Genomic DNA, 17,781 nt, shown 5'->3' on the forward strand with positions numbered 1-17,781 from the left:
CATGGCGGCTGCCGGAATAGAAGCGATAAATGTGTTTGGCGGGACAGCATACCTTGATGTCATGCAGCTGGCGGAGTACAGAAACTTAGACCCTGCCAGATTTGAGAATTTACTGATGAAAGAAAAAGCGGTGGCGCTTCCGTACGAAGACCCCGTTACATTCGGCGTTAACGCGGCAAAGCCGATTATCGACCGATTGACAGAGGCTGAAAAAGACAGAATCGAGCTGCTGATTACCTGCTCGGAGTCCGGCATCGACTTCGGAAAATCACTCAGTACATATATTCATGATCACTTAGGCCTCAACCGGAACTGCCGTTTATTTGAACTGAAGCAAGCCTGTTATTCAGGAACGGCGGGCTTGCAGATGGCCCTTAATTTTATTTTGTCGCAGACATCCCCCGGAGCGAAGGCGCTTGTCGTCGCGACGGATATTTCCCGGTTTTTAATTGCCGAAGGCGGTGATGCGTTAAGCGAGGATTGGTCTTACGCAGAACCGAGCGCCGGAGCGGGTGCCGTCGCCTTATTGATCGGTGAAAATCCGATTGTATTTCAGGCGGATGCGGGCGCCAACGGCTATTACGGCTATGAGGTGATGGATACATGCCGTCCGATCCCGGACAGTGAAGCCGGTGATGCCGATTTGTCATTGATGTCATACCTCGATTGCTGTGAACAGACATTTCGCGAGTACAAAAACCGTGTGCCGGGCGCTGACTATAAAGAGACGTTTCACTATCTAGCCTTCCATACACCGTTTGGCGGCATGGTAAAAGGAGCCCACCGGACGATGATGCGCAAGCTTGCAAAAGCGAAAAACGCTGAAATCGAACAGGATTTTCAAGCCAGAGTAGAGCCGGGGCTCCGCTACTGCCAAAGAGTCGGAAACATTATGGGGGCAGCCTCTTTACTGGCTCTTGCAAGCACGATTGACCAAGGGGCATTCGACACTTCTAAGCGGATCGGCTGTTTTTCGTACGGCTCCGGGTGCTGTTCAGAATTTTACAGCGGCGTTGTGACGCCTGAAGGACAAACGCGGCAGCATTCTTTCAAAATAGAAGAGCACCTGAACAACAGGTACAGGCTGTCCATGGAAGAATATGAAGAACTGTTTAAAGGCAGCGGTTTGGTGAAGTTTGGAACCCGGAATGTCAAATTGGATGTGAATATGATTCCGAACATTTTAGACCATCATACCGGAAGCCCTCGTTTGTATTTGGAAGAAATCACGGAATTTCATCGGAAATACAGGTGGATCCCGTGACCTATGAAACGATAAACGTCCGTTTTCAGCAAAATGTCTGCTTCATCACCTTTGATCGGCCTGAAGCCAACAATACGATTAATGAGTGTTTAGTGGAGGAATGCCTGCACGTTCTTTCTGAATGTGAAGACTCCGTGACCTCCGTAGTGCTTGAAGGGCAGCCGGAGGTATTTTGTTTCGGGGCGGATTTTGATGAGATGTACCGGAAAATGAGGCAGGGAATGCAGCATGCGGAATCGCAGGAGCCGCTTTACCGTTTGTGGCTGGCATTAAAATCCGGGCCGTACATCACAATCGCCCGCGTCCGCGGAAAAGTAAATGCGGGAGGTGTCGGTTTTGCCGCCGCCTGCGATATCGTCATTGCAGAGGAGAGTGCTTCGTTCAGTTTATCTGAACTGTTATTCGGACTTTATCCAGCCTGCGTTCTGCCGTTTTTAATTCAAAGAATCGGATTTCAAAAGGCGCATTATATGACGATCATGACAAAGCCCGTGCCGGCACGCCAGGCGCTTGAATGGGGACTTTGTGACGTATGCGTCCCGGACTCAGCAACAGAGCTGAGAAAGCATTTGCTGCGCCTCCGCCCGCTATCGAAAAAAGCAGTCATCCGCTATAAAAAATACATGGATTCCTTAAACGACCTTGTTCATCGTTCGAAATCCATTGCTTTAGCCGAAAATCAAGCGATGTTTTCAGATCCGGATAACCAATCAGCCATCTTCCGTTATGCAGAAACGGGGCGGCTTCCTTGGGAAACGGAGAACAGTTAGGAGGATATCATGCCGAACGCCGCAGTTGAACTGCTCGAAATTGAACCGGATATTATCCAAGTGACAATGCAGGATAAAGCCCATAAAAACGCCTTCTCCAAAGAACTGACGGATGGATTGATGGAAGCATTCACCCGTATAAAAAAATCGTCAGTCTATAAAGCTGTGATTTTAACAGGATACGGCCATTACTTTGCTTCCGGAGGCACACAGGAAGGCCTGCTCAGGATTCAGCAGGGCATCACGAAGTTTACGGAAGACCGCATGTACTCTTTGGCGCTGGAATGTGATATCCCCGTCATTTCCGCCATGCAGGGCCACGGTATCGGAGGCGGGTTTGTCATGGGGCTTTTCAGTGATTTTGTCATTTTAAGCAAAGAAAGCGTGTATACCGCAAACTTTATGAAATACGGTTTCACCCCTGGAATGGGCGCTACCTTTATCGTTCCGGAGAAGCTTGGGGCAAGCCTCGGCCATGAAATGCTGTTAAACGGCGGCCACTACCGCGGCGGTGACCTGGAGAAAAGAGGGGTGCCTTTTCCGGTGCTTCCTCGGCAGGAAGTATTAGACTATGCGCAGGAATTGGCCCGTGAGCTTGCGGAAAAACCGAGAAACTCTTTAATTACATTGAAAAGGCACTTGGTGACGCCGTTTCGCGAGCAGCTTCCGGCCGTCATTGAGAAGGAGTTAATCATGCACGATGAGACGTTTCATGATGATGAAGTGAAAAAACGAATCACGACGATGTACGGAGTATAAGACATACATCTTACATACAGATGAAATGGAGGCAGCTCTATGAAAAGTGATATGAAGGCAAGCGGGTTACTCAAGCCATCTGTCAGCTATGGAAAATCATTGCGGCTTTCAGCGGATCAGCCGATGACGATTCCTGAAGTCCTGCACAAAACCGCCGCGGCAGCGGGAGATCAAAAGGGCATCACATATATACAGCCTGACGGCACCAAAGTGTACCAGACTTACAGCGGCCTGAAAAAGATCGCTCTTTCAATTGTGAAAGGGCTCCGCCGATCAGGAGTGAAGGCTCAGGATGAAGTCATATTACAGCTAAGTGACAATTCCCAGCTGATTCCTGCTTTTTGGGGCTGTGTTTTTTTAGGAGCGATCCCGGTTCCGCTTGCGGCCGCTCCGGCTTATACAGAAATGAACAGCGGGACGCAAAAACTGAAAGACGCCTGGATGCTGTTGAATCGGCCGTATGTCATCACAAGCCGCGACGTGCTGCCGGAGATGACTGAATGGGCGGAGGAGCAGGAGCTTTCCGGGTTTTGCGCTTTGGCGGCAGAAGATCTCAGTGCGCACGAAATGGATACGGACTGTCATCATCCCCGTCCGGAAGATTTGGCGATGCTGCTTTTGACCTCGGGAAGCACGGGCACGCCGAAAGCCGTGATGCTCAGCCATGAAAACATCGTCTGCATGGTCAAAGGAAATATTCAGATGCAGGGCTATACAAGTGAGGATGTCACGTTTAACTGGATGCCTTTTGACCATGTCGGCGGCATCGGAATGCTTCATCTGCGTGATGTTTATCTCGGATGTGAGGAAATCAACATACCGAGCGAATCCATTTTGATGGACCCTTTAAAATGGCTCGACCTGATTGATCATTACCGCGCTTCGGTTACGTGGGCTCCCAATTTTGCCTTTGGACTGCTTGCCGATTTTGCAGAAGAGATTCAAACGCGGAAATGGGACTTATCTTCCATGCGTTACATGCTGAACGGCGGGGAGGCCGCGGTTGCAAAAGTCGGACGCAGAATTATGGAGCTTTTAGAGCCGTACGGTCTGCCGGCTAATGCCATCCGACCCGCATGGGGAATGTCCGAAACGTCTTCAGGCGTTATTTTCTCAGATGAGTTTACACTGGAAAACACGAGTGACGACGATCGTTTCGTCGAGATCGGTCTGCCGATCCCGGGATTTAATATGAGAATTACGGATGACCGCAATCAAGTGGTGGAAGAAGGAGAAATCGGCCGCTTCCAAGTGTCGGGTCTGACTGTAACGAGCGGATATTATGAGCGCCCGGACTTAAATAAGAGTGTCTTTACAGAAGACGGCTGGTTTGAAACGGGAGATCTCGGATTTCTGCGTGAAGGCCGCCTGACGATAACGGGGCGCACGAAAGATGCCATCATTATTAACGGTGTGAATTATTACAGCCATGCCATTGAATCAGCCGTTGAGGAATTGCCGGAAATTGAAACGTCTTATACAGCGGCATGCGCCGTCCGGCCGAATCAAAGCACGACAGATGAGCTGGCGATTTTCTTTGTGACATCTGTTCCGTTGGATGAGAACCGCATGACGAAGCTTCTTCATCACATTCACCAGCACGTGACACAGAGAATCGGCGTTACCCCTGATTATCTGCTTCCGGTCGCAAAAGAAGACATTCCTAAGACGGCGATCGGGAAAATCCAGCGCACTCAGCTGAAACATTCATTTGAACAAGGGCAATTTGATTCTTTACATAATAACAGACAAGAAGGCGGCAATTCAGACACGGCTTCTGCAGAGAAAGATATTGAACGGGATTTTATCCGTTTTCTGAAAGAGGAACTTTCCATCGCGGATGAGCTCGTTGATCCAAATACGCCGTTTCAAAGTCTTGGCGTCAATTCCATCAAGATGATGAAACTCGCCAGATCAATTGAAAAAACGTATCACATCCGGCTGACGGCAAGAGAGCTGCACAAAAACCCGACGATTGGCGCTTTAGCGGCTTATACTGCTGAAAAAGCGGCAAACATGTCAGCGGAGCATCATCCCCAAAAAGCCGAACCGCCGGCAGAACGGGAGAGACGGCAAACGGCGCCAGCGCTTTCAGAAGTCCAAAAAGGACTGTGGACATTGCAGAAAATGTCGCCTGAAACGACTGCATACCATGTCCCGCTCTGTTTCCGATTCACATCCGGAATCGACAAAGAGAAACTGAAACAGGCGTTTCAGCTCGTATTAAAGCAGCATCCGATGCTCAAAAGCGCCGTGAATGAAACAGACGGCGGGTTATATTTCATAGAATCGGCAGATCCTTTTGTATTCTCGGAAGAAGATATATCTGACGTCAATGAATCACAAATACCTGCTCTGATACGGAAAAAAGTGAAAGAGCCGTTTGTCAAAGAAGGCGGACCTTTGCTGCGCGTGCAGCTGCTTTCAAAATCCGCCGAGGAACATTATCTTTTGACGGTCATTCACCACATCGTGTTTGACGGCATTTCATCCATTACATTTATTCACAGTCTGCTGGATCATTATCAGGCGCTGCTGGAGGGAAAAGAAGAGTTTATGGCCGCCGCTCCCGGCATTCATCCCGATTTCGCGGCTTGGGAAAAGCGGTATTTGGCGGGTGAAGAAAGCAAAGCTGCCCGCGCTTACTGGATGAAACAGCTCGGGGGCGATCTGCCTGACCTTCAGCTTCCGCCGACGCGCACGGACAGCAGTGTTCCGGAGTTTACAGAAGATACGCTGACACGCCGTCTTCCCGAACGGCTGCTGAATAATATAACGGCGTTTGCCGCATCCCGTTCGATTCATTTGTCTACCGTCATGCTGAGCTGTTACATGGTGCTTTTAAGCAAATATACGGATAAGGAAGATATTGTGACAGGCATGCCTGCAATGGTCAGACCCGAAGAACGCTTTGACGGAGTGGTCGGGCATTTCCTCAACATGCTTCCCATACGGAGCAGAGCCGGACGAAAAGAAACATTTGCTGACTTTGTTCAAAAGGTGCAGGATGCCGTTCTGGACGGACTGGATCACTCCTTTTATCCGTTTCCGAAAATGGTGCGTGATGTGCATGCGAACCCCCGGCAGAACGGTTCGCCTGTTTTCAGCAATGCCTTTTTCTATCAGAACTTTCTGCAGCATTCAAGCTATCAATCGATGCTTGATGAATACAAGGAATTCTCCTGTGAGTTTGTAAAAGACATTCATCAGGAGGGGGAATATGATCTTGTATTTGAAATGTGGGAAGAAGCATCAGGCATGGATCTTACGATTAAATACAGCACCGAATTATTCGACGAAGCGGGGGCGGCCAGACTTTTCAGCCAATTTGTACAGGCCGCTGAAGCTTTGACGGCGAATCCGGATATGCCGCTTGAGAACGTTTCTCTCATGACAAAAAGAGAGGAGCACATGATTCTTAAGACTTGGAATGAGACAAGCCGTGAATATCCGGATGCCTGCTTCCATGAATTATTCGAACGTCAGGCGGCAGAAACGCCGGACGCTTGTGCGGTCGTGTATGAACAGCAAAAGCTGACGTACCGTGAGCTTGATGAAAAAAGCACGAAGCTGGCGCTCTATTTGCAGGCGCACGGTGCAGGCCCTGATGATCTCATCGGCATTTATACAGACCGATCATTGCATATGGCTGTCGGCCTTCTCGGCATTTTAAAAGCCGGGGGAGCGTATGTGCCGCTTGATCCTTCTTATCCCGCTGACAGATTGGAATATATGATCGCCGACAGCAGGATTTCAATGTGTCTGACGACAGCTGATTTAGAGCACTCTTTGAACTGGGGAGGCGTGCAGACAACTGCCATTGACCGCGATTGGTCTTGTATTGAAAGCACAGCCGCGGAAAGAACGTCGCTGAAGCGGTTAGTGACACCTGACGATCTGGCGTATGTCATTTACACGTCGGGCAGCACGGGCAAACCGAAAGGCGTGATGATTCCGCACCGGGCCCTGACCAATTTCTTAATCTCGATGGCATATGAACCGGGGCTTTCGTCCGAAGACAAACTGCTTGCCGTCACGACATATTGCTTTGATATCGCGGCACTGGAGCTTTACCTTCCTTTAATCAAAGGAGCAGAGTGCAACATCTGTAAGACAGAAGTCACAAAAGACGCACGGAAGCTGAAAGAGCTGATTCAAGAGTACAAACCGACGATCATGCAGGCGACGCCGTTTACGTGGAAAATGCTCTTTCATTCCGGATGGTCAAATGAAGAAAAAGTGAAAATCCTTTGCGGCGGAGAGGCGCTCAGCGAACAATTGAAGCAGCAGTTTCTCGATACGAAAAGTGAGGCTTGGAATATGTTCGGGCCGACAGAGACGACAATCTGGTCCGCGGTGCAGCGTATAACGGAAAATGAGAGCGCGCTTACGATCGGGCGCCCGATCGCCAATACCCGTGTGTATATTATGGATTCCGGTCTCAACCCTGTTTTAGAAGGGGTGCCGGGAGAACTTTGTATTGCGGGAGACGGATTGGCAAGAGGATATTTCAACAAGCCTGAGCTGACAGATAAAGCTTTCGTCAGCCACCGGCTCGAACTGGGATCAAAGCTTTATAAAACAGGCGATATGGCGCGTTTTCTTCCCGGCGGCCGCATTGAATACATGGGACGGATGGATACCCAAGTCAAAATCCGCGGATACCGCATTGAACCCGGAGATATTGAGAGCCGGCTGAATGCCCATCCGGCCGTACAGGAAAGTGTAGTTGTTGTGAACAATCACTCCGGAAATGAAAAGCTTTGCGCGTTTTATATCCGGAAAAACGGAGAGCCGCTTCCGTCTGCAAAGGAATTGCGCAATCATTTGAAACAAGCGCTGCCGGCCTATATGACGCCAGCTTCGTTTATCCGTCTTGAAGAGCTGCCGCTCACGCCGAACGGAAAAGTGGACCGCAAGCTTCTTGCTGCCCGCGATCTGACCGAAAAACAGCCGGAAACAAAAACATTTTCATCATCTCATATCCAGCAGGCGGTGCTGGCGATATGGCAGGATGTATTGAAAAGCAAAGATATAGAGCTTGATGACCGCTTTTTTGATGCGGGGGGAGATTCGCTTCTTGCCGTGACTGTCACTGACCGGATGACGCAGGAACTGGATTGTGAATTCAGTGTAACGGAGCTGTTTGAATACGCGACGGTAAAAGACATCAGCCGGTATATCGCTGAACAAAAACCGAAAGAAGCCGTTTGGGCTCCTGTGCCGCAAAAGAAAGTGAATGCAGAAGACCGGGAACATCCGGCGGGAGAATTTCCCGATTATTACGAGGACAGCCTTGCGGTTATCGGTATATCCTGTGAGTTTCCGGGAGCGAAAGATCATTATGAATTTTGGAATAACATCAAAGAAGGCAAAGAAAGCATCACCTTCTTTTCAAAAGAGGAGCTCCGCCGATCCGGTATTTCTGAAGAACTGGCTGATCATCCCGGCTTCGTTCCGGCTAAATCAGTTTTAGAAGGGAAAGAAATGTTTGATCCCGGTTTCTTCGGCTTTTCACCGAAAGATGCGGAATATATGGATCCTCAGCTGAGAATGCTTTTGCTCCATTCATGGAAGGCAATCGAGGATGCGGGGTATATCTCCAAAGAAATTCCGGAAACAAGCGTGTATATGTCTGCCAGCACGAACTCTTACCGCAGCCTGCAGCCGGAGGAGACGACAGCACAGCTGGAAACGCCGGATGGCTACGTGTCATGGGTGCTTGCCCAAAGCGGTACGATTCCGACGATGATTTCTCATAAACTCGGGTTGAAAGGGCCGAGCTATTTTGTCCATGCCAACTGCTCATCTTCGTTAATCGGCCTGCATTCGGCTTTTCAAAGCCTGCAGTCCGGCGAAGCCAAGTACGCCCTTGTCGGCGGTGCGACCCTTCATACGGAAACAAGCGCCGGGTATGTTCATCAGCCGGGGCTGAATTTTTCGAGCGACGGGCATATTAAAGCGTTTGACGCGGATGCTGACGGAATGATCGGCGGTGAGGGAGCCGGCGCCGTGCTCTTAAAAAAAGCGTCTGATGCCGTTAAGGACGGCGACCATATTTATGCACTGCTGCGCGGAATCGGCGTCAATAATGACGGAGCGGATAAGGTCGGATTTTATGCGCCGAGCGTCAAAGGACAAGCTGAGGTCATTCAGAAGGTCATTGATCAGACGGGCATCCATCCCGAAACGATCGCGTACGTCGAAGCTCACGGCACGGGAACAAAACTCGGCGATCCGATCGAACTGTCCGCGCTTCAATCGGTGTACGGCCAATATACAGATAAAAAACAATACTGCGGCATCGGTTCAGTCAAAACAAATCTCGGGCATTTGGATACAGCGGCCGGAATGGCGGGCTGCATCAAGGTTGTCATGAGCTTATATCATCAGGAAATCGCGCCGAGCATCAATTACAAAGAGCCGAACCCGAATCTTCATTTAGAAGACTCTCCGTTTTACGTAGCGGAAGAAAAGAAAGAGTTAACCCGTGAGAACAGAGCGCACCGCATGGCTTTAAGCTCTTTCGGTCTTGGCGGAACAAACACACACGCGATTTTTGAACAATATCCGGATGCATCTAAAGCAGCAGACGCTGCCGGTCCGTTCATCATTCCGTTGTCTGCCAGAAAAAAAGATCGTCTGAAGGAGTACGCAAAACAGCTGCTGGCTTTTCTGGAAAGAAAAACGGACGCCGGCCTCGCTGATCTTGCCTACACGTTCCAAGTCGGAAGGGAAGCGATGGAAGAGCGCGCGGCCTTTATCACAAGCGGCACTGCGGAGCTCAAGCGGCAGCTTGCCGATTTTATCAATGATAAGCCGGCTGTAACAGGCTGCTTCAGAGGAGAAAAACAGCAGGCGAAAGATATTGCCTGGCTTTCTGATGATGATGACAGTGCTGAACTCATTGAGAAATGGCTTGCGAAAGGAAAAGGAACGAAGCTCTGTGAAATGTGGAGTAAAGGTGTCGCCATCAATTGGCACAAGCTTTACAAAGACAAGCATCCGAAACGGATCAGCGTGCCGGTCTACCCATTTGCAAAGGAGCCGTACTGGCCGAAAAAAGCAGAAAAGAAAACATCTGCCGCACACACCGGAATCTCAGTTTTACACCCGCTCGTGCAGCAAAACACGTCAGATTTGGCCGTTCAGCGGTTCAGCTCACGGTTTACAGGCTCAGAATTTTTCCTGAAGGATCATGTGGTCAGGGAAAAAGCGGTGCTTCCGGGAGCGGCATATTTGGAAATGTCTTATGAAGCGGTAAAACGGGCGCTTGGCGGCTTATTAAAAGACCAAGACAGAATAACGCTCCATCATACCGTCTGGATGAAACCGATCGTCGTTCACGAACAAGAGCGCCAGGTCCATATTGCACTGTTCCCTGAAGAGGACGGCATCATCTCATATGACATTTACAGCGTAAACGCTGACGATGAAGAAGTGCTGCACAGCCAAGGACGGGCCGAAATCATAAAGGCTGAACGAGAGCCAGAGACCGACCTTTCTGCCATACAAAACAGATGCACAGCGGACATTCTTGATCCGGCGGCCTTTTATCGGGAAGGCCGGAGCAGGGGGATGTTCCACGGAAAAGCCTTCCAAGGCATTAAGTCCGCCTTTATCGGCGAGAAAGAAGTGCTTTCGGACATACAGCTTCCGGATTCTGTTTCTCATACGAACGGACAATTTACGCTTCATCCGAGCATCATTGATTCGGCTATTCAGACGGCGACGATCTGCATTATGCAGGAGTTTTCCGGACAAAAGCTGATTCTGCCGTTTGCGCTGGAATATCTTGAAGTCATCAAAGCATGCACGCCGACTATGCGGGCGCATGCGCGCTTCAGTGAAGGATATCAAACCGGTGATTCCGTGCAGAAAGCCGACATTGACCTGTTCGACGAAACAGGAGCGCTTTGCGTGAAGGTGAGAGGATTCTCTACGAGAGTGCTTGAAGGCGATGCAGAATCGGCTCAGCGGCCATCAGGCTCGGAAAAGGTCTTGTTTGCACCGGTTTGGAAAGAAGCCGCCGCATCCGAAGAAGCTTCTGTCCAAGCTGATGAGCATTTGATCATACTTTGTGAAGATGCCTGCCGTATAAAAGATAAAGCGGCATCCGGCCTGAAAGACGCCGAACTGCTGATTGCAGAAGGTGAGGGTGAAACAGCCGCTGAACGCTTCCAAAGCTTTGCGCAGACAATCGCTGAACACATCCGGCGGATCATCAGCGAAAAAAGGCAGGGCCGCATTCTGATTCAGACTGTTATTTCAGCAGACGGCAGCCAGCAATTGTTTGCGGGGTTAACAGGTTTGTTAAAAACAGCCGAGCTGGAATACGGAAAACTTGACTGTCAGCTCATCGAAATGGAATCAATCGGCGAAATGCCGGCTGTCGCTCAAAAACTGAAAAACGACAGTCATCGGCCGCATGATAAACATATCCGTTATAAAGGAGAAAAACGGTATGTGAAGGCTTGGGAAGAAATGCATCCCTCAGGGGGCGGCATCGTCTGGAAGGACGAAGGCGTATATCTGATTACCGGAGGGGCAGGAAGCCTGGGGTTGATGTTCGCAAAAGAAATCGCAGGTCGCGTAAAACACCCGAAAATCATTCTGACCGGCCGCTCAAATCTGTCAGAAGCCAAACAGCGTGAGCTTGCTATGCTTCAGCACTCAGGCGCAAATGTCGTCTACAAAAAGCTGAATGCGGCAGACCGGCGGGAAAATGAAGCGCTGATAAAAGAGATTACGGCGGAATTCGGAAAGCTTAACGGAATTATTCACGCTGCGGGAGTGATACAAGACCGCTTCCTGCTGCAAAAAACGAAGGAAGAGTTCAGGGAAGTGCTTGATCCGAAAGTCATCGGAACCGCTTATTTAGATGAAGCCAGCAAAGACTGCAATCTTGACTTTTTCGTATTGTTCTCCAGTGTTTCCGGCGTTCTCGGCAATGTCGGGCAGGCTGATTATGCCGCCGGCAACGCGTTTATGGATGCATACGCCGCTTACAGGCAATCCCTTACGGAGAATGGCCTTCGGCACGGAAAAACGGTCGCCTTTAACTGGACGCTGTGGAAAGATGGCGGTATGCAGGCGGGAGACGAGACGGAGAGAATGATGAAAAAAGCTTTCGGCATGGTTCCGCTTCAAAAGGCGTCAGGCCTGGCTGCATTTTATGAAGGAATGGCTCAGGAAAAGCCGCAGCTTTTAGCAGCTGAAGGACACGCTGCAAAATTAAAACAGTCGTTCCTATCCGTTTCTGAAACTGAAAAGCCGCAGGTGGAGAAAATTGAGCCTGTATCCGCCGTTTCGGGAGACAAATGGCACGGTGCGCTTATCCGATTGGTCAGTTCAATTTTAAAAGTCGGCCAAGACGAGATCGATATTGATACGGAACTGAGTGAATACGGTTTTGATTCCGTATCGTTTACCGTCTTTACGAATCAATTAAATGAAGCGTATCAGCTGGAGCTGGCGCCGACGATCTTCTTCGAACACGGGACGATCCGCAGTTTAGCAGAGTATTTGACGGATGAGGCAGAAGCCGGCCTTCCTTCTCAGCCGGAAGAAAAACACGATGCAGAAGAATCTCTTCAAACGCTTCACACCGCTTTGACAGCCATGGTAAGCGGCATTTTAAAAGTTGACCGTGAGGACGTTGAGACAGATACGGAATTGAGTGAATACGGTTTTGATTCCGTATCGTTTACTGTCTTTACGAATCAATTAAATGAAGCGTATCAGCTGGAGCTGGCGCCGACGATTTTCTTTGAGTACGGAACGATCAGCGGTCTCGCCGGATATTTGGCAAAAGAGCATCCGGGCCGTTTCGGCGAAAAGAAGAAAGAGTCTCCGGAAAAAGCGCAGCCAAAAGCCCAAAAACCGAAAATGCAGCGGAAAAAGCGCTTCGCAACGGTAATGAACGCTGCGGCAGCGACACAAGAGCCGCGCGGCAATGACCCGGTTGCCATTGTCGGAATCAGCGGCCGATTCCCGGGTGCAAAGGATATAGAGGAATTTTGGCGCAATTTGAAAGAAGGAAAGGATTCGATCACAACCATTCCGAAAGAACGCTGGGATTGGCAAGCGTTTGATGGCGACCCGAATCTTGAAGGGAATAAAACGAATATCAAGTGGGGCGGCTTTATCGACGGAATAGCTGAATTTGATCCGCTGTTCTTTGGGATTTCACCGCGGGAAGCCCAATATTTAGATCCGCAGCAGCGGCTGTTATTGACTTATGCATGGCGGGCGATAGAAGATGCGGGCTGTAAGCCGGAAAGCCTTTCCGGCACAAATACGGGCGTCTTTATCGGCACCGGAAATACCGGTTATAAAGATTTGTTCACAAGGGCAGGTCTAGCGCCGGAAGGACATGCGGCGACAGGCAGCATGATTCCTTCCATAGGTCCGAACCGTTTGAGCTATTTGTTAAATCTTCACGGGCCGAGCGAGCCGATTGAAACGGCATGTTCAAGCTCGCTTGTGGCAATTCACCGGGCGGTATCCGCTATAGAAAACGGAGAATGCGACATGGCGATTGCCGGGGGAATCAATACGATTCTGACGGAAGAAGCGCATATCAGCTACAGCAAAGCAGGCATGCTCAGCAAAGACGGAAAATGCAAAACCTTCTCCAAAGATGCCAACGGGTATGTCAGAGGAGAAGGCGCGGGAATTCTGATGCTGAAGAAACTGACAGATGCAGAACGTGACGGCAGTCCGATTTACGGCGTGATTCGCGGTACGGCTGAAAACCACGGCGGCCGGGCGAATACGTTAACCTCGCCGAATCCGAAACTGCAGGCTGATTTATTGGTGAAAGCATACCGGAAAGCGGGAGTGGACCCGAGCACCGTCACGTATATTGAAGCGCACGGTACAGGAACGGAATTGGGCGACCCGATTGAAATAAACGGTTTGAAAGCGGCGTTTCACGAGCTGGCGAAAACAAATCAAGAGCCTGAAGTCTCCGGTCACCGCTGCGGCATCGGTTCGGTCAAAAGCAATATCGGCCATTTAGAGCTTGCCGCGGGAGTATCAGGCGTGATGAAAGTGCTTTTGCAAATGAAACATAAAACGCTGGTGAAAAGCCTGCATTGCGAGACGATCAATCCGTACATTCAGCTCGATGACAGTCCTTTCTACATCGTGCGGGAAAATCAGGAATGGACGGCAGGAAAAGATAGCAACGGAAATGCCATTCCGCGCCGGGCCGGGGTCAGCTCATTTGGCATCGGCGGGGTCAACGCCCATATCGTCATTGAAGAGTATGTCCCGAAAGCAGCCGCTCAGCCTGAGCACAGCCCGGAAAATCCGGCAATCATCCTTTTGTCCGCCAAATCAAAAGAAAAACTGTTTGAACAGGCGCAGCAGCTGCAAAAAGCGATCCGTCAAACGCCGTATACAGATCAAGACTTGGCGGGCGTCGCTTATACGCTGCAAACCGGAAGGGACGAAATGGAAGAGCGCTTGGCCATTCTTGCAGCGACGATGGCGGAATTGGAAACAAAGCTGGAAGCATTTACGAAAAATGAGAAAAACATCGCCGGGCTGTATACCGGCCAGTCTCACCGAAATAAAGATACGTTTGCCTTGTTCACGGCAGATGAAGATATGGACATCGTCATTGACGCCTGGATCAGAAAAGGAAAATTCGCCAAGCTGGCAGAGGTATGGGTGAAAGGCGGCGTATTGAATTGGAACCGGCTGTATGAAAAGGGTACGCCGCGTTTACTCAGTCTTCCGTCTTATCCGTTCGCAAAAGACACGTATTGGGTGCCTGAGAATCCTGACAAAAATAAGGTCCATACAGAGGAACGGATGAAACGTATTCTGACGAAACAATGGGAACTGAGCCCGCTCGAACTGCGTGAACCGTGCGCACGTTCAGTTGCGATTTTGACAGGCGGGGACACGATTAATCTCGCAGAAGAGATCGCAGCGCACATGCCGAATCACCGTATCATCACAGCATCAGACCTTACCGGTGAATATGACTGGCAGGCGTTTGACGGAGTCATCGACCTCCTCGGCGCAGCGAAAGAAGATTCTCAAGACATGGCCGGAATCAAATGGCTTCAGCAATTGATTGAGCATGGGCATAAAGAAGGGATGACACTGCTTTGTGTCACGAAAGACCTTGAGTCATTAAATAAAGAGGCCAATCAAACAACAGGAGCAAAACGGGCCGGTCTGTACAGAATGCTGGCATGCGAATACGGTCATCTGTCTTCAAGGCATCTCGACCTTGAAGGAGCGCTTTCGGATGACAAACTGGCGAAGCAGATTGCCGATGAGTTTCATGCCCGTACTGATGACGCGGAAGTTTGCCGGAGGGACGGCTTGCGCTACCGCGCCGTATTGAGCGGATCAGAAAATATAAATATGCAAGGCGAGAGAATTGATTTTCCCGACAACCATGTGCTTCTGATCACCGGAGGGACGAGGGGGATCGGCCTTTTATGCGCACGCCATTTTGCCGAACATTACGGAGTGAAAAAACTGGTGCTTACAGGCCGTGAGACCCTTCCGCCGCGAAGTGAGTGGACGGGCGGACTGAATGGGGTGACGGCTTCTGTAAAAGCGAAAATTGAAGCTGTTCTCGACTTGGAATCCAAAGGTGTACAAGTGAAGGTTTTGTCAGTCCCGTTAGCTGATGAAGCCGGGCTGAGACAGGAACTGAGCCAGATAAAACAGACGCTCGGAAATATCGGCGGCGTGATTCACTGCGCGGGTGTGACCGATAAAGAGACGCTCGCATTCATCAGAAAAACCGATGAAGACATACAGCGCGTGCTCGAGCCGAAAGTAGACGGGCTTCAGGCGTTATACAGTGTGCTCAGCGAAGAGCCGCTGAAGTTTTTCGTCTTGTTCTCTTCCGTGTCAGCTGCGATACCGGCGCTTTCGGCAGGACAGGCCGACTATGCCATGGCCAATGCGTATATGGACTATTTTGCAAACTCATACAAAGAGCAGCTGCCGATCGTAAGCATTCAGTGGCCGAACTGGAAAGAAACCGGAATGGGCGAAGTAACAAACAAAGCTTATATAGAGAGCGGGCTATATAGCATCACGAATGCAGAAGGATTACAGCTCCTTGACGGCATACTTCTTGAATCAGCAAGGGGCCCAGTGCTGCCGGCCGTTCTGAATCCTAAGCTGTGGAAGCCGGAGCGATTCCTGCGGCGGAGCAGGCAGGATCAGCCAATGAGTCCGGCTATGGTAAAACCGGCGGAAAAAACCGCTTATGCTGCCGCAGACAACGCTCAATTAACAAGGAAAACAGAAGAATGGCTGAAAGAATTATTTTCTGAAGAGCTGCGGATTGACCAGGATCAGCTTGAGACAGACGTATTATTCCAAGATTACGGAGTGGATTCCATTATTCTTGCTCAGCTTCTGCAGCGGATCAATCGGAATCTCTCGGCATCGCTTGACCCGTCCATTCTGTATGAATATCCGACGATTCAATCTTTCGCAAATTGGCTTCTCGAAGGATATACAGAAGTTTTGTCGGAACTGTTTGATTTGGCGGCGGAGCCTGTTAAGAAGAAGCCGGCTGAGCCGGTGATTGAAACACAAGCCGTTAAGGTGCAAGAAGAGCCGGCCGGAAAACAGATTCACCGGGAAGATATCGCGGTCGTCGGCATGTCCTGCCGGTTTCCGGGAGCGGCTTCCTTAGAGGCGTACTGGTCGCTTTTGGCTGAAGGCCGTTCGGCTATCGGTCCTGTTCCGGCTGAGCGATGGGGGTTGAAGACGCCTTATTACGCGGGAATGCTTGATGGAATTCATCAATTTGATCCGGACTTCTTTTTACTGGCAGAAGAAGATGTAAAGGCAATGGACCCTCAAGCTTTGGCCGCTCTGGAAGAATGCCTTAACCTGTGGTATCACGCTGGCTATACGCCGGATGAGATAAAGGGAGAAGCAATAGGTGTGTATCTCGGCGGACGCAGCCGTCACAGACCGGGTGAAGAGAAACTGCTGGATGCGAAAAACCCGATCGTCGCGCTGGGTCAGAATTATTTGGCCGCAAATCTCTCTCAATATTTTGATATGCGCGGCCCGAGCGTTGTCCTCGATACGGCTTGTTCTTCTGCTTTAGTCGGAATGAATATGGCCGTGCAGGCTCTTGTAACAGGAGAAATAAAAGCGGCCGTCGTCGGCGGGGTGAGCCTGTTTGAATCAGAAGAAACCCATAAATTATTTGAACAGCGCGGCATATTAAGTAAAGCGCAGTCGTTCCATGTATTTGACGAACGCGCCGATGGAGTCGTGCTGGGCGAGGGTGTCGGAATGGTTCTTTTAAAAACCGTGTCGCAGGCGATTGAAGACGGAGATTCTATTTATGCCGTAGTGAAGGCGGCATCCGTCAATAATGACGGAAGAACGGCAGGCCCGGCTACGCCGAGTCTGGAAGCGCAAAAATCCGTCATGAAGACGGCTCTTGAAAAAAGCGGAAAACAGCCGGAAGACATCACTCATATTGAAGCGAACGGTTCAGGCACGGTCGTGACAGATCTGTTAGAACTGAAGGCCATTCAATCCGTCTACCGTTCAAAAGACGCCGGCCCGCTCGGAATCGGATCTGTGAAACCGAACATCGGGCACCCGCTTTGCGCGGAAGGAATTGCAAGTTTCATAAAAGTTGTTCTCATGCTGAAAGAAAAGAGCTTTATCCCGTTTTTATCAGGCGAGCATGAAAACACACATTTTGATAGAGAAAAGGCCAATATTCAGTTCAGCCGCACTCTGGCAGACTGGCCGTCACCAATGCCGGCGGCAGGAATTAACTGCTTTGCCGACGGCGGAACAAACGCCCACGTCATTGTGGAAGCGTGGCAGGAAGACGAAGGGCGCCGAATCAAGCGCCATCCTTTAACACCGCCTGCATTAAATAAGCGGCTGATTTCGCCGGACAGCAAAGAAGAAACGAACGAAAAAGCTGCGGCAAACATCTGGGATACCTATGAAGTGGAGGTTTAA

At 50.2% G+C, this 17,781-nt stretch carries 4 protein-coding genes; all 4 read left to right on the forward strand.

Translation table 11 applies throughout. The features are described from left to right. The first annotated feature begins 1 nt into the window (after nucleotide 1). Genes G4O42_RS08600 through G4O42_RS08615 form a run of 4 tightly spaced genes read left to right on the forward strand, consistent with a single transcriptional unit; the run spans nucleotide 2 to nucleotide 17,781 of the window. Nucleotides 2-1,264, forward strand: coding sequence for a hydroxymethylglutaryl-CoA synthase family protein (locus tag G4O42_RS08600; RefSeq protein ID WP_032874965.1), 1,263 nt, complete (start codon nucleotides 2-4; stop codon nucleotides 1,262-1,264). Beyond that, nucleotides 1,261-2,034, forward strand: a complete 774-nt coding sequence (locus G4O42_RS08605; protein WP_032874967.1) for an enoyl-CoA hydratase/isomerase — start codon at nucleotides 1,261-1,263, stop codon at nucleotides 2,032-2,034. The genes G4O42_RS08600 and G4O42_RS08605 overlap by 4 nt, the downstream gene beginning before the upstream one ends. Before the next feature lie 9 nt (nucleotides 2,035-2,043). Continuing rightward, nucleotides 2,044-2,793: a polyketide synthase gene (locus G4O42_RS08610; RefSeq protein ID WP_003154094.1), complete on the forward strand. Its 750-nt coding sequence runs from the start codon at nucleotides 2,044-2,046 to the stop codon at nucleotides 2,791-2,793. A 39-nt stretch (nucleotides 2,794-2,832) separates the two neighbouring features. Then, complete coding sequence (locus G4O42_RS08615) at nucleotides 2,833-17,781, forward strand: non-ribosomal peptide synthetase (protein ID WP_032874969.1); 14,949 nt, start codon at nucleotides 2,833-2,835, stop codon at nucleotides 17,779-17,781.

Source organism: Bacillus sp. LUNF1, from assembly GCF_011008975.1.
Taxonomy (GTDB): Bacteria; Bacillota; Bacilli; order Bacillales; family Bacillaceae; genus Bacillus; species Bacillus velezensis.